Source organism: Liquorilactobacillus vini DSM 20605, assembly GCF_000255495.1.
GTDB classification, from domain to species: domain Bacteria; phylum Bacillota; class Bacilli; order Lactobacillales; family Lactobacillaceae; genus Liquorilactobacillus; species Liquorilactobacillus vini.
The window spans coordinates 27169-49118 of record NZ_AHYZ01000079.1 but is presented as its reverse complement, the minus strand read 5'-3'; the positions used below and the strand labels follow the sequence as shown (position 1 = coordinate 49118).

At 38.9% G+C, this 21950-nt stretch carries 16 protein-coding genes, 1 pseudogene and 1 other annotated feature (1 of these 18 running past the window's edge); of the genes and pseudogenes, 11 read left to right on the top strand and 6 right to left on the bottom strand.

Going from position 1 to position 21950, the window contains the following annotated elements; all coding sequences use genetic code 11:
* A pseudogene (locus tag ON15_RS11990) lies at positions 1–193 on the bottom strand (ISL3 family transposase); the annotation flags it as partial.
* Positions 194–406: 213 nt separating this feature from the next.
* Positions 407–1261, bottom strand: a complete 855-nt coding sequence (locus ON15_RS05260) for an aldo/keto reductase (protein WP_010580435.1) — start codon at positions 1259–1261, stop codon at positions 407–409.
* Positions 1262–1427: 166 nt separating this feature from the next.
* Here ON15_RS05260 and jag point away from each other — a divergent pair, with 166 nt between their 5' ends.
* Together jag and ON15_RS05250 are read left to right on the top strand one after the other, a co-directional pair.
* Positions 1428–2099 (top strand): RNA-binding cell elongation regulator Jag/EloR, encoded by a 672-nt coding sequence (jag, locus tag ON15_RS05255; RefSeq protein ID WP_010580434.1) that lies wholly within the window; start codon positions 1428–1430, stop codon positions 2097–2099.
* Between the two features lie 18 nt (positions 2100–2117).
* Positions 2118–2570, top strand: coding sequence for a MarR family winged helix-turn-helix transcriptional regulator (locus ON15_RS05250; RefSeq protein WP_010580433.1), 453 nt, complete (start codon positions 2118–2120; stop codon positions 2568–2570).
* Between the two features lie 94 nt (positions 2571–2664).
* Here the strand turns inward: ON15_RS05250 and ON15_RS05245 are convergent, their stop codons facing one another.
* Both ON15_RS05245 and ON15_RS05240 read right to left on the bottom strand, forming a co-directional pair.
* On the bottom strand, positions 2665–2982 hold the full coding sequence (locus ON15_RS05245; RefSeq protein WP_010580432.1) for an ArsR/SmtB family transcription factor: 318 nt from the start codon (positions 2980–2982) through the stop codon (positions 2665–2667).
* Between the two features lie 88 nt (positions 2983–3070).
* Positions 3071–4015, bottom strand: a complete 945-nt coding sequence (locus ON15_RS05240) for a nucleoside hydrolase (protein ID WP_010580431.1) — start codon at positions 4013–4015, stop codon at positions 3071–3073.
* A 214-nt stretch (positions 4016–4229) separates the two neighbouring features.
* Here ON15_RS05240 and ON15_RS05235 point away from each other — a divergent pair, with 214 nt between their 5' ends.
* From ON15_RS05235 to pgmB, 9 genes are all read left to right on the top strand, one after another.
* Positions 4230–5252, top strand: coding sequence for a BMP family lipoprotein (locus ON15_RS05235; RefSeq protein ID WP_010580430.1), 1023 nt, complete (start codon positions 4230–4232; stop codon positions 5250–5252).
* A gap of 115 nt (positions 5253–5367) precedes the next feature.
* Positions 5368–6894: an ABC transporter ATP-binding protein gene (locus tag ON15_RS05230; RefSeq protein WP_010580429.1), complete on the top strand. Its 1527-nt coding sequence runs from the start codon at positions 5368–5370 to the stop codon at positions 6892–6894.
* A 12-nt stretch (positions 6895–6906) separates the two neighbouring features.
* A complete protein-coding gene (locus ON15_RS05225) occupies positions 6907–7983 on the top strand; it encodes an ABC transporter permease (RefSeq protein WP_010580428.1) in 1077 nt (358 codons plus the stop codon).
* A gap of 1 nt (position 7984) precedes the next feature.
* Positions 7985–8944 (top strand): ABC transporter permease, encoded by a 960-nt coding sequence (locus ON15_RS05220; RefSeq protein ID WP_010580427.1) that lies wholly within the window; start codon positions 7985–7987, stop codon positions 8942–8944.
* 306 nt (positions 8945–9250) lie between these two features.
* Complete coding sequence (gene gltB / locus ON15_RS05215) at positions 9251–13720, top strand: glutamate synthase large subunit (RefSeq protein ID WP_010580426.1); 4470 nt, start codon at positions 9251–9253, stop codon at positions 13718–13720.
* A gap of 14 nt (positions 13721–13734) precedes the next feature.
* The gene (locus ON15_RS05210; RefSeq protein WP_010580425.1) at positions 13735–15159 is read left to right on the top strand and encodes a glutamate synthase subunit beta; all 1425 of its coding nucleotides are present in this window, start codon (positions 13735–13737) and stop codon (positions 15157–15159) included.
* Positions 15160–15361: 202 nt separating this feature from the next.
* Positions 15362–16372, top strand: coding sequence for a LacI family DNA-binding transcriptional regulator (locus tag ON15_RS05205; protein ID WP_010580424.1), 1011 nt, complete (start codon positions 15362–15364; stop codon positions 16370–16372).
* A 277-nt stretch (positions 16373–16649) separates the two neighbouring features.
* Positions 16650–18917, top strand: coding sequence for a glycoside hydrolase family 65 protein (locus ON15_RS05200; RefSeq protein ID WP_010580423.1), 2268 nt, complete (start codon positions 16650–16652; stop codon positions 18915–18917).
* Positions 18917–19585 (top strand): beta-phosphoglucomutase, encoded by a 669-nt coding sequence (gene pgmB / locus ON15_RS05195; protein ID WP_010580422.1) that lies wholly within the window; start codon positions 18917–18919, stop codon positions 19583–19585. Before ON15_RS05200 ends, pgmB begins: the two co-directional genes overlap by 1 nt.
* Positions 19586–19690: 105 nt before the next feature.
* On the opposite strand, the gene ON15_RS05190 is transcribed toward pgmB, so the two are convergent.
* Together ON15_RS05190 and ON15_RS05185 are read right to left on the bottom strand one after the other, a co-directional pair.
* The gene (locus ON15_RS05190; RefSeq protein WP_010580421.1) at positions 19691–20518 is read right to left on the bottom strand and encodes an undecaprenyl-diphosphate phosphatase; all 828 of its coding nucleotides are present in this window, start codon (positions 20516–20518) and stop codon (positions 19691–19693) included.
* A gap of 229 nt (positions 20519–20747) precedes the next feature.
* Entirely contained in the window at positions 20748–21566 is an 819-nt protein-coding gene (locus tag ON15_RS05185) for a 2-keto-4-pentenoate hydratase (protein ID WP_010580420.1), read from the bottom strand.
* A 233-nt stretch (positions 21567–21799) separates the two neighbouring features.
* Positions 21800–21950 (bottom strand) — a binding site (T-box leader) (it continues 88 nt past the right edge of the window).

Genomic DNA, 21950 nt, shown 5'->3' with positions numbered 1-21950 from the left:
TTAGTTTAAAACCATTTCGCAACATTTTTCGCTGACAAACAGGGCAAAAACAAGGATAAGTTTGTAACAAATGGACGAAATGAACATTTTGATGATGATAAGATCCTTCAGTAATGAAATTTTTACCAAATTTAGGATCAAAAATCAGCCTTGTGTCTTTAATTCCAAGTAAAAATCGGGTACAATAATCCATGAATTAAACATTCTTTCTATACTCGTTGAAAAACGAGTTTATTTTGAAGATGAAGTTAGCGCTTCATCTTTTTTTATAGCATAAAACAAAAATTGGTACTAGGATAGAAAAATTTCTATCAGTACCAAATATTATAGAACCGATATAGAAGAAAAATCATATATAATCAATATCAACGGGAGACAAAAGTACATCAAATTTTTGGGGGTTCACCTAAAATTCAACTGTATCTGGATCAGCTGCATAACCAACAATTCCTTTAAGCTGGTCGATGGTTTCCATATCTGCTTTAGACAGACTGAAGTCAAAAAGTTGTGAATTCTCTTCAATTCGATTTTCATGAACTGATTTAGGTAATGGAAGAAACTGATGTTGTAAAGACCAACGTAAGCAGATCTGAGCAACTGTCCGCTGGTTTTTAGCAGCAATTTGTTTTAAAGTGTCATTAGTGAAAATCTTACCAGTTCCTAGAGGACTATAAGCCTCCAATAAGATATTATTTTGCCGGCAGTAATCAATAGTTTTTAGATCTAAATCACCAGGGCAAATTCGAATTTGGTTGACCATTGGCTGAATTGTCTGTGTTTCTGCTAAAATTTGTAAATGATGAGGACGAAAGTTAGAAACGCCGATTGCTTTAATTTTGCCAGCTTTGTAAGCGTCTTCTAGGGCTTCCCAAGTATCTTGCAAATGTTGTTTCCAGTTGGCATTGCGTGCAGCCTTAGGATTTGGCCAATGAATTAAAAATAGATCCAAGTATTTGACCTGAAGAGTTTTCAGTGATTGATCAATCGCTGCTGTTGCAGCTTGATAATTATGAGCATGGTTATTCAATTTGCTAGTTAGGAAAATTTGCTGCCGGGCAATACCACTTTCCTTGATGGCTTCACCAACACTTTGTTCATTCCCGTACATTTCGGCTGTATCGATATGACGATATCCTGAAGTTAAAGCCGCTTTAACAGCAGTTTTGGCAATCTCACCAGCTGGGGTTTGCCAAGTACCAAAACCAACTACTGGAATTCTTACACCATTTGCTAATGTATAAGCATCAACTAAGCTCTTCATTCAACAAGACCTCACTTATTATTTTGATTTTCACCACTATTCTACTACAATTTGATTGTAAAATGATTATTAAGCTATTTTCTGACTTTGAAGCTTAAGAAGTTAGCCCAACTTTCAATAGAATTTAATGTTATAATATTTTATAAATGTATACGGAGGATAGATAATGACAAAGTTTACTGGGAAAACGGTTAATGATGCTTTAAGTGAAGGCCTGAAAGCATTAAAATTAAATCGAAATCAGGTAAATTTAAAAGTTATAACTGAGGGCTCACGAGGTTTTTGGGGAATTGGAACTAAGCCAGCAGTTATCGAGCTGCAGGAATCAAGTAAGAAAGTCGCAGATGTTGAAAAGAAGTCAACATTAGTGGCAAAAAGATTGACTAAAAATCAAGCAGTTGAGGCTTTAGGCGAATATTTAGCGGATGCAACTGAGGCGATGGGTATTAAAACAGAAATTGAAGTTACGCAAGATGAAAAGTTGGTGACTTATGTTTTTGATACCCAACAAATTGGCCAATTGATTGGCAAACATGGTCGAACACTAGATGCATTGCAAACGTTGGCTGAAACTTTTTTAGCTAGACATAAGGCCCCAAAATTGGATATAATTTTAGATGTTGCTAATTATCGTGAAGAACAGCGAAAAAAATTGGTGAAAATGGCTAAGCAAAAGGCGAAACAGGCTCTTAAATCCCAGCAACCAGTTAATTGTCCGACAATGTTAGCATTTGAGCGGAAAATTATTCACCAAACATTAGCTAGAAGCAATGTTAAAACTATATCGATAGGCAAAGAGCCACATCGATATGTTAAAATTTATCCTGATAAAAAATGAAGAAAGTAGGCAAAAAAAATGGGATTGAATCATGAACCTAACAAATTAGATGACGAACTTTGCTTTGCTATTTATACTGCCCAAAAAGTTTATAATAAATTTTATGTCAATTCTTTAAAAGAGTATCATTTAACTTATCCTCAATATATTACGCTTTTGGCACTTTGGGAAAATGATGAACCAATGATGATTAAAGAATTAGGAAAAAAGTTAGATTTGGATAATGGAACATTAACACCTTTATTACGAAGAATGGAAAAGGGTGATTGGATTGTCAGAAAGCACTCCCAAACGGATGCACGCAAAGTTTATATTTGTTTAAGCCGCAAAGCCAAAATTAAGAAATGCGAAATTAAACGAAAAATGAAGTCCTGCTTTTCACAAGTTGACATGACGGTTGAAGAATATCAACATGATGTTGAACTAATCAAAAATATTGCTAAGAATATCAAAAAAGGGACACAAGCATAGTCTCGTTTCACGTGAAACAAAACTAAAAATTGCCTCAGTTATTTGAATAATAAATAGCTAAAAAGCTCTAGAGCATAATAACTCTGGAGCTTTTTTAAATGTTTTTTTCACGAACATGTTCTCTGACTTGATTAAAGATGGTAATTACGTGTCGATCAGACAGCTGATAATTTATTTTTTGCCCAGCGCGTAAACCACGAACTAATCCTGTTTGCCGCAATAGTTTCAGCTGGTGTGAAATAGCTGATTGAGAGATACCAATAATGTCAGCTATTTCGTTAACAGTTAAATTTTTTTCAGCTAATAGGAATAAAATCTTATATCTTGTCTGATCACCAAAAGCTTTAAATAATTGAACGCTTTTTTCAAGTTCAAGGAATGAAGGCAATTGAGGATTATTTGACTTTGTCATTTAGTTCACCTTTCACCAGAAAGAGTACAGTAATAAGAATTAAACTGTTAATACTTATTATACGCTTGCAGGCCGTGAATTTGAAATTTTAATTATCGGCACGTTTGGCTAGTTGATCAATCAAATTAAAGAATTGTGATCGATTAACGTCATAAACTAAAGTAGCTGGTCGACCATTAGTAGTCAAGAAGGTCTTTCCATCACTGGGAGCAGCTAAACTGACATCACAATTAATGGCTTTGGTTTTGACCAGAGAATGATCATAGCAATAACAGGTAGTTAATACATCCCATAAGTAATAGGTTGAGTTAGTAGCAAATTGATTAAGCTCAGGGACAAAAGCATAACTGTTACCAATAAAATCGAGGCCAGTGAAGCGACGCAAAGCAGCCCAATGCAATCTGACTTTAGGCGTTAATGGAACATTGTTAGTACTTTCTAAACTGACTAAGTCAATCTTAATTGGTGCATCAAAAACGGTTTTGACAGCTGCTGGATCCCAAAAAGCATTCCATTCCTGGGTTCCATCGGAGTCAGGTTCCTCAACATTGCCTTTTTCTAGAAATGTTCCGCCCATCCAAATCAACCGTTCAACTTTTTGACTGATCGTTGGATCAACTTTCAAAGCCGCAGCTAAATCGGTAAGCGGCCCAGTGAATAATAAAGTTACCGGTTGAGTTGCCGCTTGCAGCTTAGCGATCAAATCTAAATGTGCAGGTTGTTCAGCTAACGGTGTAATAATTTTGCCGCTTTCATTCAAAAGTGGTAAAGCATTTTCTGAATAAGTTGTCAGACGCCATTCTTTAGGGAAAGGATGAACTCCGCGGGCACTTGAAGCTGCCACAGCCAGTTTTTTGCCATGACCAAAGCGATCAATGATTTTGCGGCTAGCTGCCAATGAGGGTTGTAAGTAACTATCAGCATTAACTGCTGCTACTCCAATTAGCCGAATATTATCCATCTGCAGCAACAAAAAAAGCGAAATTAGATCATCGACGCCACCATCATGGTCGAAGTATATATTTTTAAGCATATTTAATCTCCTTACATTATAAAATTAATTCAATTATATAAAATATAAAAACGTTCGTCAAAATTAATTAAAAGTGTCGCTATAAAGCTAACACATTGATGTACACAACAAAAAGCGAACGATTTTGATTATAATTAAAATAAACGTATTGATTTAATTGTCGAAGAAGGGTATACTGTGAATCATGAAAAATATAACTTTGGGGGTTATTTGATTGAAAAAGAAATGGATGGCATTGATTGCAACAACTTTTGCACTTGGAACAGTTCTAGTGGGATGTGGTAGTCAATCTTCAAGCAGCAAAGGCACGAAGCATTCAGCCGCATTGGTTACTGATGGTGGAGGAATCGATGATAAGTCATTCAATCAGTCAGCATGGGAAGGTTTGAAAAGCTGGGGCAAGAGTCATAATTTGAAAAAGGGCGTTAATGGCTATAATTACGCACAGTCTGATGATGATTCGGACTTTTTGCCAAACATTAACAAGTTGATCAAGGCAAAATATGCCACAATTTTTGGGATTGGGTACAAATTAGATAATGCAATTAGTACTTCAGCTAAAGAGAATCCCAAAACTAATTTTGCGATTATTGACTCGGTCGTAAAGAATCGGAAGAATGTCGCATCAGTAACTTTTAAAACTGAACAGTCATCATTTTTAGCTGGAGTAGCAGCAGCAGAAACGACTAAAACTAATAAAGTTGGCTTTGTTGGCGGAATGCAAAGTGATGTGATCAAGACTTTTGAGGCAGGCTTCAAACAAGGGGTCAAAGCAGTTAATCCAAAGATCCAAGTGGATGTTAAATATGCTGGTTCCTTCAGTAAAGCTGATGTTGGTCAATCATTGGCAACGGCAATGTATAACAATAATGAAGATGTTATTTTCCATGCTGCTGGCGGCACGGGCGCTGGCGTTTTCACAGCAGCTAAAAATGCAGCTAAGAACGGTAAAAAGGTTTGGGTAATTGGTGTTGATCAAGATCAAAAAGCTGATGGTGCCTATAAGGGTGGTAATGTAACTTTGGCCTCTGCTGTTAAGAAAGTTGGAACAGCTGTTAAGGATCTGTCAAATCAGGCAATGAAGGGTAAATTTCCAGGTGGTAAAACTGTTACTTATGATTTGAAAGATAATGGTGTTGGTTTGGTCAATGATAATATGTCAGCTAAAGCTTGGAAAGTAGTTCAAAATTATCAGCAGCAAATTGAAAGTGGCAAGATCAAAGTCAGTCCTAAATAAATTTTTGATTCAATTCCTACAGTTAACAATATTTTAATGATGGTGAAGAGTTGGCGCGGATCAATGCTTCACCATTTTATTGCATAAAAGAATAGCTGATCTTTAGGAGGAGCAAATGGCAGAAAATTATGTAGTTGAAATGCAACACATTACTAAGCAGTTTGGTAATTATAAAGCCAATAATGATATTTCACTGCAATTAAAAAAAGGTGAGATCCTTGCTTTGTTAGGTGAAAATGGTGCTGGAAAGTCGACTTTGATGAGGATGCTTTCCGGCTTATTAGAACCAACCAGTGGACAAATTTTAATTGATGGTCAGCCGGCTCATTTAAACGATCCACGTGATGCTAAAAAATTAGGAATTGGAATGGTTCACCAGCATTTTATGCTGATTCCAGCTTTTTCCGTACTCGAAAATATTATTTTAGGTGACGAACCAACGAAGGGCATCAAGATCAATTTTCAAAAAGCTGCTAAGGATATTCAGCAATTAGCAGCTAAATATCATTTGAAAATTGATTTAAAAGCTAAGGTTCGTGATATTACTGTTGGAATGCAGCAAAGAGTTGAAATTATGAAAGCTTTATACCGCCAAGCGCATATTTTTATTTTTGATGAACCAACAGCGGCTTTGACACCGCAAGAAATTAAACAATTGATTAAAATTTTGCGGGCACTAGCAAATGAAGGCAACTCAGTGATCTTTATTACGCATAAATTAAAAGAGATTAAAGAAGTTGCGGATCGCTGTGTAGTAATTCGGAACGGGAAAGTAATTGATGCCGTTAAAGTCAGTGAAACTCCGGAAGCAGCTTTGGCAGAAATGATGGTCGGCAGAAAAGTTAACTTAGGCATTATCAAACAAGAAACTGATCAAAGTCAAAAGATTTTAAAGGTTGAAAATCTAACAGTTGAGAATCATGGCCGACTCAAAGTTCGCAATTTCAATTTGACCGTGCATAGTGGGGAAATAGTTGGAGTTGCTGGAGTTGATGGTAATGGTCAAAGTGAATTAATTGCCGCTTTGACAGGCTTGATCAAAAGCAAGTCTGGGATAATCAAGTTGTTGAATCAACCATTGCAAAACTTAAGCGCACGCCAGATCAGTCAAGCGGGAGTTGGCTGCATTCCTGAAGATCGACAAAATGTCGGATTGATTTTGCCTTTGACGATTGCTGAAAATCTAGTCTTAAAAGACTACTATCATCAACCAGCAAGTCGTCATGGCTGGTTGAATTATGCAGCAATCAATCAGCATGGCCGGCAGCTAATCAAGGATTTTGATATTCGTTCGCAAAGTGAAAAAGAAAAGGCAGCTGATCTTTCTGGAGGTAATCAGCAAAAAGTCATTGTTGCTCGAGAAATTGCCGCTCAGCCTAAATTATTGATAGCGGCTAACCCAACTCGCGGAGTCGATATTGGAGCGATTGAGTATATTCATGAAAAAATTATGGCTCAGCGAAATGCTGGTCGTGGAGTTTTGCTAGTTAGTTTCGAACTTGATGAGATTTTAAAGCTCTCTGATCGGATCGTTGTTATGCATGAAGGTCAAATTGTTGGCGAATTAGATCCCAAGACAACAACTAGTGAAGAATTAGGCTTAATGATGGCTGGGAAAAAACCAGTTATGCAGAAAGGATAGAGGAGAGAAATTATGCAGATTAAATCTTTGAAGGGTTTAATGATCCCGCTGCTGTCAGTAATTGCTGGATTTTTGGTTGGTGCGATTGTCATGCTGATTTTTGGTTATGATCCGTTACAAAATTATATTAATTTGTTTATTGGCTCGCTGGGAGACATTTATTCGATTGGGGAGACACTTCGTAATATGACGCCCTTGATTTTAACGGCGTTAGGCTTTGCAGTTGCTAGCAAAGCTGGTTTCTTTAATATTGGTGGTCCTGGTCAATATTTATTTGGCTGGTTTGGAGGAATTAGTTTTGCCTTGGCATTTCCCCATTTACCTGGGCTGATTTTGATTATTGGTTCTTTATTATGCGGCGCAATTTTAGGTGGCATTTGGTCAATGATTGCAGGAGTTTTACGGGCATACTTTGGTACCAGTGAGGTTATTACGACGATTATGTTAAATTATATTTCGTTATACTTCATTAATTACGCAATTAGAAGTTGGCTAGCCAAAAAGGGCAATGACTCTTCGCCCAATATTGTTGCTAAAGCCAGTTTGAATACGCCATTTTTAAAATCAATTACAAACAATTCAACATTTAATTGGGGCTTCTTTATTGCTTTAGTCGTAGTTGTCCTAGTTTGGCTATACTTTAATAAAACTAATTCTGGTTTTGAAATCAAGGCAGTTGGAATTAACGAGACTGCTTCCCGTTATGCGGGGGTCAATGTCAAGCAAACAATTATTGTTGCTATGCTGATTTCTGGATTGCTAGCTGGTTTAGGTGGCGCAATTGATGGTTTAGGAAATTTTCAGAACATTTCGGTCTCAAACAATTTACCTGATGTTGGCTTTAATGGGATGGCGGTTGCTTTATTAGCAAGTGAGAATCCGTTTGGAATTATTTTTGCTGCTTTGCTATTTTCAGCTTTGCAGATAGGCGGTCTAAGTATTTCTGTTTATTCAAATACCCCGAGTGAAATTGTTGATATTGTGATTGCTTCAATTATCTTTTTTGTGGGCATCAAGTATCTATTTGAGTGGTTGCTAGCTAAGAAAAGACACCATGCTCAAACCAAGCTAAGCGAAGGGGGCAGATAAAATGAGCTTTTCAACGGTTTTAATGACAGTTTTTTCAACAACTTTGATTTATGCTGCTCCGCTGATTTTTACTGCGTTAGGGGGAGCTTTTTCAGAACATAGTGGAATTGTTAATGTTGGCCTTGAAGGTATGATGATCGTTGGGGCATTTAGCAGTACGGTTTTTAATTTATTTTGTGCTAAAATTTTTGGAGCGGCTACCCCATGGATATCATTGCTGATTGGCGCAGTATTCGGGCTATTATTTTCACTGCTGCATGCAGTGGCGACGATCAATTTTCGCGCAGATCATATCATTAGTGGAACGGTTTTGAATATGCTTGCACCAGCATTGTGTGTCTTCTTGACCCGAATTTTTTATAATGGTAAAGGCCAGACACCAATTATTGATCAAAGTATGGGAACCTTTACTTTTCCAGGATTATCGAAAATCCCATTATTAGGTAAAATGTTGTTTACCCATACATCGTTAGTTGCTTATTTGGCAATTATCGTTGGAATTATCGGCTGGTATTTTTTATATCGAACGAATATCGGGTTACGCTTGCGGTCAGTCGGAGAAAATCCAGTTGCGGCCGATACGTTAGGAATCAATGTTGCTGAGTATCGTTATTTGGGAGTTTTAATTTCTGGCTTTTTAGGCGGCATTGGTGGAGCCGTCATGGCACAATCGATTACTTTGAACTTTTCTGTCAGCACGATTTCTGGTCAAGGTTTCATGTCATTAGCAGCGATGATCTTTGGTAAATGGAATCCATTAGGGGCAACAGCTGCTGCTATCTTCTTTGGCCTTGCGCAGAGTTTGCCAATTATCGGCGGATATGTTCCATTCTTGGCACATGTCAATTCAGTTTGGTTCCAGATTGCGCCATATGCGATTACAATTGTTGTGTTAGTAATTTTCTTAGGTAAGGCAGTTGCACCTGCAGCTGATGGACAAAACTACATTAAAAGCAAATAGTTTTTTATGACACGCGGTTTTTGATCTCTTTAGAGTCAGATCAAGCTGCGTGTTTTTTTAGTTAACAAAACTAGGAAGCTGATGTCAGCTTAAAGGCAAATTCTAGGGACTTTCACGTAAAATAACAAACTATTAGCGCTTAAATTCTTTAGTTTCCAAAGAATTTACTCCATCATCTTGTTATTTTCTGAATCTACCACTAAAATTAAAAGAACATTAGACAATTTTTAAGAATCTTTTATTTTATAATGTTCGGGTTATCTTGATGTCTGGTGGCATTTTTTGCAAATAAGGTGGGGAATAACAATGGAAACCAAAAAAAAGACGATGTATAGTCCGGCTTTTGAACATGACGCTTGTGGGATGGGTTTTATTACTCAAATTGATGGTAAAACCAGCCATGAATTAGTTGAGCGTGCTTTAACCATGTTACGACGGATGAATCATCGTGGTGGGACCGGAGCTGAACCTGACACCGGCGATGGAGCAGGCATTTTAATTTCAATGCCGGATAAGTTTTTCAGGGAGTATGCTCAGCGACAAGAATTTGAATTACCGCCACTGGGAGAATATGCAATTGGCATGCTGTTTTTGCCACAGCAAGAAAATAAAAAACAAGCAATGTTGCAATCAGTAACTGATGAAATTCGACAGGCAGGTTTTGGAGTCCTTGCTGTGCGGGATGTACCATATGTTTATGAAAGTTGTGGTCCCACTGCTCAAAAAGCAATGCCAGGATTTGCTCAAGTCATTATTAAAAAGCCGGTTGATGTGTTAGCTGGTCGAAAATTTGAAGATGCACTTTATCTTTTGCGTCGTCATTTAGAGAAGACTTTCTCAGCTGAAGAATTTGGAATTGTCAGTCTTTCGAGTCGAACTTTATGTTATAAAGGAATGCTGCATGCCTACCAAGTTGGCGAATTTTACCCCGATTTGCATCAACCAACCATGGAAGCTGCAATTGCTTTAATCCATTCCCGCTTTTCTACCAATACTTTTCCAAGTTGGGAACGTGCTCAACCATTTAGATTCTTGGCTCATAACGGAGAAATCAATACCCTAAAACGAGCTGAAAATTGGATGGTCAGTCACAATATTGAAATTTACAATGAAGATGATTCTGATTCAGCAAAATTAGAAAACTGTCTAGAATATTTATATCGCCATGGACGCAGTATTCCACAAATTTTGTTGATGATGTTGCCAGAGGCTTGGGGTGAAGGAACCAAGCTAACAGCTAAGCAGCGCGCCTTTGATGAATATAGTTCAAGTTTTATTGCACCATGGGATGGGCCAGCCGCGTTGTGTTTTACTGATGGTATCCAAGTTGGAGCAGCTTTGGATCGAAATGGCTTGCGTCCATCACGTTATCAGTTAGTCAAGGGCAATTTTTTGATTGTTGCTTCGGAATCAGGTGTCTATGATGTTAATCCTGCTGATATTCTTGATAAAGGGATCTTAGGACCAGCTGATATGATTTTAGTTGATACCAGTCAAGGGAAATTTTATCGAACTGCTGAAATCAAAGAACATTATGCCAATTTACATCCTTATGGTCAGTGGCTAAAGGATGAACAATTAACGCTAGCTGACCTGCCTGAAGCAGATGTTGATGAAAATATTTCAGCTAATGCCCTGAAGACGCTTTGGCGACGACATGGTTATACAGAAGATGTTATTCAAGATGCCTTGATCCCAATGGCTAAAACTGGTGAAGAACCAGTTATTTCAATGGGGTATGATTCACCATTGTCTGTTTTAAGCCAAAAGCCGCAATCACTGTTCACTTACTTTAAACAACAATTTGCCCAAGTTACTAATCCACCGATTGATGCGATTCGTGAAAAATTAGTGATCGGAACCGAAATGTTTTTGGGAGCTGATGGCGATATTACAGCTGATACACCGATTAATGCTAAAAAAATCAAGTTAGATTCGCCTTTATTGACTTCTTCAGATTATGAAAAGTTGCGGCACTTAAATGGAAAATATGGATTCAACGCGGCGGAAGTTTCTATTTGTTACGATAACGTTTTAAGAACCAATCGTTTAGAACAAGCTTTGGATGATATGTTCAAAGCGGCAGAAAACCAAATCGATAATGGTGCGAATTTGATTATTTTAACTGATCGTGAAGCAACCCGTGATAAATTGATCATCCCAGTTTTATTAGCAGTATCGGGATTGAATAATTATTTGGTTCGCAAGAGCAAGCGCGAATTGGTTTCAATCATTGTTGATACTGGCGAGGCTTGTGAGGTTCATCATTTTGCCACTTTATTGGGTTATGGTGCTTCAGCAATTCATCCATATGGAGCTTACACAACCTTGATAGCTTATGGCCTAGGTGATAAATTGGAAAACTATCGTCAAGCGGCCGAAAAAGGGATCGTCAAAGTTATGAGCCGAATGGGGATTTCAACAATTATTGGCTATCAAGGGGCTCAGCTGTTTGAAGCGGTGGGTCTTTCACAAAAAGTAGTTGATGAATACTTTACTGGTACTGAAAGCCGAATTGGTGGATTAACTTTAGATCAAATTGAAGTAGAGTACTTGCAGCGTTATCAACGAGCTTTTGGTTTAAAAGCCAATGAGGATCTGCCTTCAGGGGGGAGTTTTAAATATCGTCGTGATGGCGAGCATCATTTATATAATCCATTAACAATGTATAAGTTCCAACAAGCAGTTCGGACAGATGATTACAAAATGTATCAAGACTATGTTAAGGAAATGCATCAAGAAGAGTTAGAAACACCAACGACTATTCGTTCTTTATGGGACATTAAACAAACGCAGCCAGCAGTTCCACTAAGTGAAGTCGAACCCGTTAGTCAGATTGTCAAACGTTTTAAAGCTGGTGCGATGAGTTTCGGAGCCCTGTCAAAAGAGGCCCATGAATGTATTGCACAGGCAATGAATGAACTTGGTGCTAAAAGCAACAGCGGTGAAGGCGGCGAGAATCGCTCTCGTTTTAGGGCCCAACCAGATGGCCGCAACTTAAATAGCAAGATTAAGCAAGTAGCTTCAGCCCGCTTTGGAGTTAACGCTGAATATTTAATGAGTGCGGAAGAAATTCAGATTAAAATGGCACAAGGAGCCAAGCCTGGTGAAGGTGGTCAGTTGCCTGGCAGCAAAAACTTTCCTTGGGTTGCTGAAGTTCGGGGATCAGTTCCGGGTGTCCGGTTAATTTCACCGCCACCGCATCATGACATTTACTCAATTGAAGATTTGAAACAACTGATCCATGATTTAAAACAGGTTAATCCATTTGCAAAAATTACTGTTAAATTAGTTTCAAGCACCGGAGTTGGCACGATTGCTACTGGAGTCGTTAAGTCAGGTGCGGATAAGGTTGTTATTAGTGGCTATGATGGTGGAACTGGAGCGGCACCAAGAAATTCAGTTCGGGATGCTGGCTTGCCATGGGAAATGGGATTAGCTGAGACTCATCAGACGTTGGCGCTTAATAACTTGCGCCAGCGGACAACTTTGGAAACGGATGGTAAATTGATGACCGGTCGCGATATTGCAATTGCGATTATGCTAGGAGCTGAAGAGTTCAGTTTTGCTTCATTAGTGTTAGTAGCAATTGGCTGTATCATGATGCGGGTTTGCAGCAAAAACACTTGTCCAACCGGAATTGCCACTCAAAATCCTGGCTTACGGAAGTTCTTTGTCGGCAAGCCAGAACACATTAAAAACTGCATGCGCTTTTTAGCAGAAGATTTAAGAGAAGAAATGGCGGTTTTGGGTTATCGGACAGTTGATGAATTAGTTGGTCATACTGAAAACTTGCGACCACGTTTCATTGCTAAAGGGAAACCCAAATCACTTGATTTTTCAAGAATCTTAGGAACTTCAGTGGGAATTCAGCGAAAAGCCGAGGATCCATTCAAGCCAAAAGATCAGTGGCCAGAATTGAACCAATTTGCTGAAGCAGCCATTAACGGTCGCAAGAAAATTGTTATTAAACAGCCAATCAATAATCGAATGCGGACGGTTGGAGCCCGTATTGGAGGCTGGATCGCCCAACGCTTTGGTGATAATGGGTTGCCAGCTGGTCGTTTGAAGTTTGAATATACTGGAGTTGCTGGTCAAAGTTTCGGAGCCTTTATTACTCAAGGCTTGGAACTGGAACTGACTGGGGAAGCCAATGATTATGTTGGCAAAGGCCTCAGTGGTGGCCGGTTGATTGTCAAAGCTCCTGCCAGTGCTAAGCAAATTTACAGCAATGCGCCAATCGTTGGCAATGTTGCCTGCTTTGGAGCAACTGGTGGGGAGGCTTTCTTTAATGGCCGTGCTGGTGAACGTTTCTGTGTTCGAAACTCAGGTGCTCAAGTCGTTGTTGAAGGAATCGGTGATCATGGCTGTGAATATATGACTGATGGAATTGCGGTAATTTTGGGTTCAACTGGTCGTAACTTTGGAGCTGGCATGTCAGGCGGTTTGGCCTATGTTTATGACCCAGCTGGCAATTTCCCAGAAGAATGCAATCCAGAAATGATCGAACTTTTCAAATTAAATGAAACTGGTGATGATCGTCTTTTATTAGAATTGATTAAAAAGCATTATCACTATACAGCGTCATTAAAAGCAAAATATTTATTAGATAATTGGGAAACCGAGCAGCAGCATTTTGTTAAAGTTTATCCGAAAGAGTATCGGAAAATCAATGAAATTATGGCAAAATACGCTGGCAAGGGAGTTTCAAAAACAGAATTAGAACAAAAAGCATTTGATGTCGTTGTTGGTGCACAGCCAACGATCATGAAGTAGGGAGGAAAGCGAAGATGGCAGATCCATTTGGTTTTATGAAATATCCGCGGGTAAATAATCCCTTTCGTAAGGTTGAAGATCGCATCAAAGACTTTAAAGAAATGCAAGGACCGCTAAGTGATGAAGAACGCCGCCGCCAAGCTGCCCGCTGCATGAATTGCGGTGTACCGCATTGTCATGCTGGTTTCTTTTATGCTGGAGGGCGAGCTGTCAGTGGCTGTCCGAATGATAATTTGATCCCCGAATGGAATGATTTAGTTTATCGCCAGGAAGATAAACGAGCATTTGAACGGTTGACAAAAACTAACCCATTACCTGAATTTACAGGTCGTGTTTGTCCGGCTCCTTGTGAAGTAGCTTGTAATGAAGCTTTAAATGGTCAGGGAATTACGATCAAAGATAATGAACGATTTATTATTGAACAAGCATTCAAACATGACTGGGTGATCGACAGCGGGATGCCACTGCAGCGTAATGGGATCAAAGTCGCCATTGTCGGTAGCGGACCAGCTGGGTTGTCTGCGGCTTGGCAATTAAATAAATTTGGTTTTGATGTTACAGTTTATGAACGTGATGATCGTCCTGGTGGTTTAACGATGTATGGGATCCCCAACATGAAGCTGCCAAAGGAGATTGTTGCTCGTCGAATTGCAACGATGGAAGCTGTCGGGATCAAGTTTATTGTCAATACTAATGTTGGTGTTGATATTACGGCAGAGGAATTACGAGCTCAGTATCAACGAATCATTTTGACGATTGGTGCTCGGGCAGCGCGCGATTTGGCGGTTCCTGGTCGCGAATTGAATGGAATCATGCAGGCAGTTGATTTCCTGACTTTAGCAACGAAACAGGTGTTGAAGGATGGAACTCAAGCTAACAAAGCATTAGCTGGCAAAAAAGTAGTCGTGATCGGTGGTGGCGATACCGGCAATGACTGTATCGCTACTGCTGTTCGACAAGGTGCTGCTGATATTAAGCAGCTGGAAATCACCCGGCAAGCACCAACTAAGCGGTTAGCAAGCAATCCTTGGCCACAATGGCCGATGGTTGCTAAATTGGGTTATGGCCAGCAAGAAGCCCAAGAACTGTTTGGCAAAGATTTAACAACTTATGAAGCAACTGCAGTCGGTTTTAAGGGCCAAAATGGGCAGCTGTCCAGTATGACGACCAGCAAAGTACGCTTATTTAAACCAATTCCAGGAACTGAGCAGGAGCAGCCAGTTGATCTAGTTTTATTGGCGATGGGCTTTACCGGAGCACAAAAGTCGATTATGGATGCTTTTGGCATTAAGAAAGTCAATGAAGATTATACAACCAATCAAGATCAGCTTTATGTTGCTGGTGACGCTCGACGGGGTCCAAGTTTAGTGATTTGGGGGATTCATGAAGGTCGAATGGTAGCTGATCAGGTTGCCCGGTCATGTGAAGTTAAACTTTAACAGGATTAAAATAATCTAATTGTTTGGCAAAATAAATTAATTTAGAACGATCGCTAAGGTTGAAATAACTTTTGGCGGTCGTTTTAGTTTAGGGCCTTTTTTAGTTGAGGATGCAAGGAAAGTTCTTAAATAGCTTGAAAAGGGTTTAATAAAAATTCTATAATGACTAAGATCGACAAATTTATAGTAGGAGGCGTTTGCAATGGCAACGATTAAGGATGTTGCCCGTTTAGCGGGAGTGTCACCATCAACGGCTTCAAGAGTCATTCATGATAGTCCATTAATCAGTGAACCAACTAAAATTCGAGTTCGAGCAGCAATGGAGAAATTAGATTATTCTCCTAATTTTACGGCTCAAAATTTAGCAAACCAAAAAACTAATATGGTTGGAATCGTTTTGCCATTGACTTCGCAACGCGTGGTAGACGATCCATTCTTTTTAAAAATCATTCAGGGAATTACCCAAGTTTGCAACCAACATGATTACTTAGTTTTATTAGCAGCTGGAAAAACCAGTCAAGAATTACTGCAAAATGTTCAATCGATGATTAAACGCGGAAATATTAAGAACTTTATTTTTACTTATTCCAGTCAGCAAGATCCAGTGTTGAATTATGTGAGTGATCAACCAGGAATTAACTGTGTATTGATTGGCAAACCAAGTGATAAACGGGAAAGAAACCTTAAATTTGTTGATAATGATAATCTGCAAGCCGGTTCAGATGCAGCTAACTTTTTATTGGGACGGCATTTTAATAAATTGGCTTATGTTTATACTGACTTGAGACAAGTCGTCCAAAATGATCGTTATTTAGGTGTCAAGCAAGTGGTTGACCAACAGACGTCTGAGCAACTACTCTGCTTAAAACTGAAATTGGATGATTATCTCTATAATCGGCAGGCCTTTCAACAACTCTTAAAGAATGATTCGCAAGTCAATGGTTTTGTTGCTTGTGACGATACAGTGGGCATTCGTTTGCAGCAACTGTTAAAAAGCTCGTCAATAGCTCATCAAACAAATTACGGAATCATTTGTTTCAATAATTCAATTTTTTCCCGGATCTCACATCCTTCTTTGACATCAGTTGAAGTTTTTCCATTGCAATTAGGTGAAAGGGCAGCCTTATTAGCGCTTGGATTAGCGAATCAGGAGCCTAATTTTTCTTTGATTGTTGATCATCAGATTATTGAGAGAAACTCAACCCGCAATTAAGAATTTAAAACTAGCAATACTTTTGATATTTCTAGTTGGAACCTTCCAAGTTAAAAATAATAGTAACTAAAAATGTAAGGTAAATTTTTAAATTTTATTTGCGGTTTAAAAATTTTTGATAATAGGTAATTGATGTTATATAATTTTTTTTTGCCAGATAAGTGAGTTAACTATTTGCTAAATTAAATAAAATTCAACTAATTACGCTTGAATATGCAAACGATTGCAATTATAATAAAGTGGAAATATGAAAACGCTTGAGGAGGATTGAACTCAAATGCAAAGAATCTTTGAAATTGATCCATGGAAAGTTATTACCCATACGTTTGATCAAAAAAGCAAACGGTTGCAAGAAAGTATGACCAGTATTGGCAACGAGTATATGGGGATGCGGGGAATGTTTGAGGAACAATATTCCGGTGATACGCATAAAGGCATTTATCTAGGAGGGGTCTGGTTCCCAGATAAGACACGTGTTGGCTGGTGGAAAAATGGCTATCCTGAATATTTCGGCAAGGTGATCAATGCGGTTGATTTTGTTAGTCTGGATATTAAACTAAATGGTCAATCAATTGATTTAGCTAAAGACAAATTTAGTGATTTTGAACTTTGTTTAGATATGAAAACAGGTATCCTTTCCAGGAAGTTTGTTATTCAACGTGCAGATTGCCAAGTAGCAGTTACGGCCCAACGATTTGTCAGCATTGCGCAAAAGCAGCTTTATGCTAATCATTTGGAATTTAAAAATTTAAGTGCTCAACCGGTTTCACTTGAAATTGATTCAAAAATTGATGCTGATGTCTTTAATGAAGATGCCAACTACGATGAACAGTTCTGGTTAGTCCAAGCTAAACGTAGTGATTTGACTAGCGGAGTGTTAGTAGCTAAAACCAAGCCAAATAATTTTGGTACGCCAGAGTTTACGACTGAAATGCAGATGTCACATCAGACCAGCTTACAGGCCGTTCCTGCAGTTGAAAGTGAAAAAGCAGTTGTTAACCGCTTTATCGGCAAATTAATGCCGCAGACTGACAAGGCTTTTGAAAAGCGTGTGATTGTGACAACTTCGCGTGATTATGCGACGTCTATGGCAATGGATCAAGCTACTCAGCAGCTGACTGATCAAATTTTACAAAAAAGTTTTGTTGAATTAAAAGCTGCCCAAGAAACAGCTTGGGCTAAGCGCTGGGAAATGTCAGATGTTGCAATCCAGGGTGATGTTGCTGCCCAACAAGGAATTAGGTTTAATTTGTTTCAGCTATTTTCAACTTATTATGGTGAAGATGCTCGCTTGAATATTGGGCCAAAGGGTTTTACTGGCGAAAAATATGGTGGTGCAACTTATTGGGATACAGAAGCGTTTGCTGTTCCGTTATATTTAGCGCTAGCAGATCCGCAAGTTACTCATAACTTGTTGGAGTACCGCTATAAACAGTTGCCTGGTGCATATCATAATGCTCAACAGCAAGGACTTAAAGGAGCGCTTTTCCCAATGGTGACCTTCAATGGAATCGAATGCCATAATGAATGGGAAATTACTTTTGAAGAGATTCATCGGAATGGAACAATTGCTTATGCGATTTTTAATTATACGCGTTATACAGGCGATCATGAATATGAAACACATGAAGGTTTTAATGTTTTGACCGGCATTGCCCGCTTTTGGGCTGATCGAGTCCATTATTCAAAGCGTAAACAGTGTTACATGATTCATGGCGTTACTGGGCCGAATGAATATGAAAATAATGTCAATAATAATTGGTACACTAATTTGTTGGCTAAATGGGTCCTTAATTATACTAATCAAGTCGCCCAACGAGTTGATCCAACTAAACTCAAAGAATTGAATTTAACCGATCAGGAACGGCGAAAATGGCACGAGATTGCTGATAATATGTATTTGCCAGCTGATAAAGAATTAGGAATCTTTGTCCAAAATGATGATTATCTAGATAAAGATTTAACGTTGGTTAAAGATTTGCCGCAAGATCAATTGCCGCTCAATCAACACTGGTCCTGGGATCGAATCTTACGTTCACCATATATCAAACAAGCAGATGTTTTACAAGGAATATATTACTTCATTGATGATTTCACCCAAGAACAAAAAGAACGAAACTTTGATTTTTATGAGCCGCTGACGGTGCATGAATCAAGTCTGTCGCCATCGATTCATGCAATTTTAGCTGCTGATTTGCATAAGGAAGCAAAGGCAGTTGAAATGTATCAGCGAACAGCCCGCTTAGATTTGGACAATTACAATAATGATACCAAAGATGGTCTGCATATTACTTCAATGACCGGCAGTTGGTTGGCAATCGTTCAGGGTTTTGCTGGAATGCGTGTCCGTCAGGGGAAACTGCATTTTGATCCATTTACTCCTAAAAATTGGGACGGCTATCGCTTCCATGTTAATTTTCGTGGCCGGCTATTAAAAGTCACAGTTAACAAACAAGCAACCAAGATCGAATTATTAAAGGGAGAACCGATCACGATTGAACTTCATGATCGACAAGTAGCATTAACACTAAAGGAGGCTAAATAATGAAAGAATGTGTCTTTGACCTAGATGGCGTAATTACTGATACTGCCAAGTACCACTTTGCCGCTTGGAAAAAATTGGCAGCCGATCAACTAACTTTACAGCTGCCAGCCGAGTTTGAAACTGAATTAAAAGGAATTAGCCGAATTGATTCTTTAATTCGAATTTTAAACTGGGGCAAAATTCGTGAACATTATAATGATCAACAAATTGCTGATTTAGCAGCTCAAAAAAATGATTATTATTTAAAAGAAATTGCTAATCTGACAGCTAGTGATATCCTGCCCGGAATTACTACGTTGATTAATCAACTGCAAGAACATGATATTCAGCTTTCCTTAGCCTCAGCCAGTAAAAATGCTCCCTTTATTTTAAAAAAATTAGGTTTAGATGACCGATTTGATGCGATTGCTGATCCAGCAAAGGTCGCTCACAGCAAACCAGCACCGGATATCTTTTTAGAAGGTGCCGCTGAAATTAATTTGCCGCCAGCTGAATGTATTGGAATTGAGGATGCAGTTGCCGGTATCCAGGCAATTAAAGCAGCCGGGATGCCAGCAATCGGCGTCGGCGATCCGCACGAACTGCGACAAGCTGATGAAGTTGTGACAAGTACGGCAAAACTTTCTTTTGTCTTATTAGAATCAGTTTGGCGCCGGGTCAACAGCTGAAGGTCTGTCTAAATGCCGCTATTAGTTTTGTTAATCAGTATGGTCTATTTATATCATTTGCAAAAAAAGATTGGCTGAATTTTCAGCCAATCTTTTTTTGCTAGATTAATGAACTAATGAAAAGTAGCCAATCACAATGATCCCTAAAATAATTCGGTACCAACCAAACACTTTGAAATCGTTCTTTTTAATATAGTTTAATAAGAATCTGATTGATATGTAAGCAACGACAAATGAAACCACGACACCAACCAGCAAAACGATTCCAGGCAAGCCGGCTAAGCTACCGCCATGAACGAAATACTTAAATAATTTCAGTAAGGAAGCTCCGAACATAGTTGGGATTGCTAAGAAAAATGAAAATTCAGTTGCCACATAACGTGAAGTTCCAATCGTGATCGCACCAAGAATGGTGGAACCTGAACGTGAGGTCCCCGGTACCAGTGACAAGACTTGACATAAGCCAATTGCCAACGCAATCGAATATGGCAAGTTATTCAAATCAGCAAATCGTGGCCGATTGTTGCGATTATGGTTTTCAATAATGATAAACAAAATACCATAAATGATCAATGCACCAGCAACGACTTGCCAATTCATCAGGTGAGCATCCATCCAATCATTTAAGGGCAAGCCAACGATCACCGATGGAATAACAGCTAAGATGACTTTTTTCCATAGGGTCCAAGTCTGTTTTTTCTCTAAGTTAGTCTTTTGCGGCGACCAAGGATTTAACTTGTGGAAGTAAATGACGACGACAGCCATGATCGCTCCTAACTGGATCACGACATTGAACATATCAATAAACTGCTTTGACTGCTGTAATTGGATAAACTCGTCAACTAGTACCAAATGACCAGTTGAACTGATCGGCAGGAATTCGGTGATTCCTTCCACGATACCCAAAATAGCAGCTTTAATAATATCAAACATAAAAATATTCCCCTTAATTAAAAATCAATGCTACCGCTTAATAATACAGCAATTAATTAAATTAAACAATTTGGAGCTGATGATTTAAGGTTAATTTAAATTCAAACGATTTGATAAAAAAACTGGTGCCAGTCAATACTTTTATCAGGCCAATGATTGCCTGATAAATTTTCTTGCTGTCAACCAGTTTTAAGATAGTTGAATCATGAGTGATTATGGTTAAGTAAAATTAGTCAGTTACCTCAAAGTCAACCGCGCCTAGGCCATGATCAAAACGGGCTGACCACTTGCCGACACTCAGTTTGGGAGGCAAAACAAATGTGCCGGACGAAACCATTTGACCAGCTTTGAAGCTTTTGCCTTGTTCCTCAAGTTTGGCTACCAACCAATGGAGTGATTTTAAAGGATTGCCCAGAACTTCGGCTGACACACCTTCTCTGACCTTTTCGTCATTGTGGTATAGCTCGCATTTGACGGTGGCGACGTCAGCGACATCTTTGAAGACGTTAGTAGTTTCGAATTCTTTACCGTAAAGGACTAAACCGCCGACAGCCGCATCGGACATGACCATATATTTTGAAAGCTTCGGGAACCAGTTGCTAAAACGAGAATCTGGGACTTCCATACCGGCTGCAACTTGAGTTTTGTGCATTAGCTCCTCCAGTGAGTCACTTGCCCGGAGATCTTCTTTAGCTCGGAATTCTAATTCGACTTCAACTAAGGGTTCCATCAACGTTTTCAGACTGCGTTTAACAGGGGAAGCTAAGAAATGACTTTTGACTTGGGCACCATAAAGTGGAGTCGTCGAAGCAAACATCTTTTGTGTTTCTTCACTTGTCAGAGATACTTTATAACCGCCGACTGTCTCCTGTTTTAGTTCAGTTAGTCGTGCCTGGACTTGGTATGCGGTCTGATCGTCAGTTACGGTATCTTTCCAAGTTGTTTCTTGCAGAGGCTTTTGTGAAGTATAAGCCTGGTAAAGAGCCTGTGCAAATTTTTCCTCGTTAGCTGTTAATGTTACTGTATTTTTGGTTTGTGTATCTGTCATAATCAATTACCTCCGTTTTTTATGAACAGTCTCCCCCAAAATTAGTTGCCCACACTCTGGGGAGATCTGTGAATTTTAAGAACCAATCGTTGGACTGAATGAATCAACTTAATCTGAATCTGACCATCATCTGAAATCTGAATCTCACTGGAATCTTTCACGATCCCCCACCTCTTTTTAAACGGAATTTTAGTTTTCGATAAAAAAAGTCCTTTTGAAACAGTTTTCTGTTTCAAAAGGACGTCAACGAACGCGGTACCACCTTGATTGCAATTATTAAAAATTGCCACTTGCACTGACTGTGCTAACAATCAGCAACCCTGATAATGGAGGGAACCAGTTAAGTCTACTTAATTAAGTTCGACTGACAGCTCAAAGGTGATA

Excerpts from the sequence above, each read along its gene's own strand:
- ON15_RS05260 (WP_010580435.1), bottom strand. The coding sequence starts at position 1,261 with ATGAAGAGCTTAGTTGATGCTTATACATTAGCAAATGGTGTAAGAATT.
- jag (WP_010580434.1), top strand. The coding sequence starts at position 1,428 with ATGACAAAGTTTACTGGGAAAACGGTTAATGATGCTTTAAGTGAAGGC.
- ON15_RS05250 (WP_010580433.1), top strand. The coding sequence starts at position 2,118 with ATGGGATTGAATCATGAACCTAACAAATTAGATGACGAACTTTGCTTT.
- ON15_RS05245 (WP_010580432.1), bottom strand. The coding sequence starts at position 2,982 with ATGACAAAGTCAAATAATCCTCAATTGCCTTCATTCCTTGAACTTGAA.
- ON15_RS05240 (WP_010580431.1), bottom strand. The coding sequence starts at position 4,015 with ATGCTTAAAAATATATACTTCGACCATGATGGTGGCGTCGATGATCTA.
- ON15_RS05230 (WP_010580429.1), top strand. The coding sequence starts at position 5,368 with ATGGCAGAAAATTATGTAGTTGAAATGCAACACATTACTAAGCAGTTT.
- ON15_RS05225 (WP_010580428.1), top strand. The coding sequence starts at position 6,907 with ATGCAGATTAAATCTTTGAAGGGTTTAATGATCCCGCTGCTGTCAGTA.
- ON15_RS05220 (WP_010580427.1), top strand. The coding sequence starts at position 7,985 with ATGAGCTTTTCAACGGTTTTAATGACAGTTTTTTCAACAACTTTGATT.
- gltB (WP_010580426.1), top strand. The coding sequence starts at position 9,251 with ATGGAAACCAAAAAAAAGACGATGTATAGTCCGGCTTTTGAACATGAC.
- ON15_RS05210 (WP_010580425.1), top strand. The coding sequence starts at position 13,735 with ATGGCAGATCCATTTGGTTTTATGAAATATCCGCGGGTAAATAATCCC.
- ON15_RS05205 (WP_010580424.1), top strand. The coding sequence starts at position 15,362 with ATGGCAACGATTAAGGATGTTGCCCGTTTAGCGGGAGTGTCACCATCA.
- ON15_RS05200 (WP_010580423.1), top strand. The coding sequence starts at position 16,650 with ATGCAAAGAATCTTTGAAATTGATCCATGGAAAGTTATTACCCATACG.
- pgmB (WP_010580422.1), top strand. The coding sequence starts at position 18,917 with ATGAAAGAATGTGTCTTTGACCTAGATGGCGTAATTACTGATACTGCC.
- ON15_RS05190 (WP_010580421.1), bottom strand. The coding sequence starts at position 20,518 with ATGTTTGATATTATTAAAGCTGCTATTTTGGGTATCGTGGAAGGAATC.
- ON15_RS05185 (WP_010580420.1), bottom strand. The coding sequence starts at position 21,566 with ATGACAGATACACAAACCAAAAATACAGTAACATTAACAGCTAACGAG.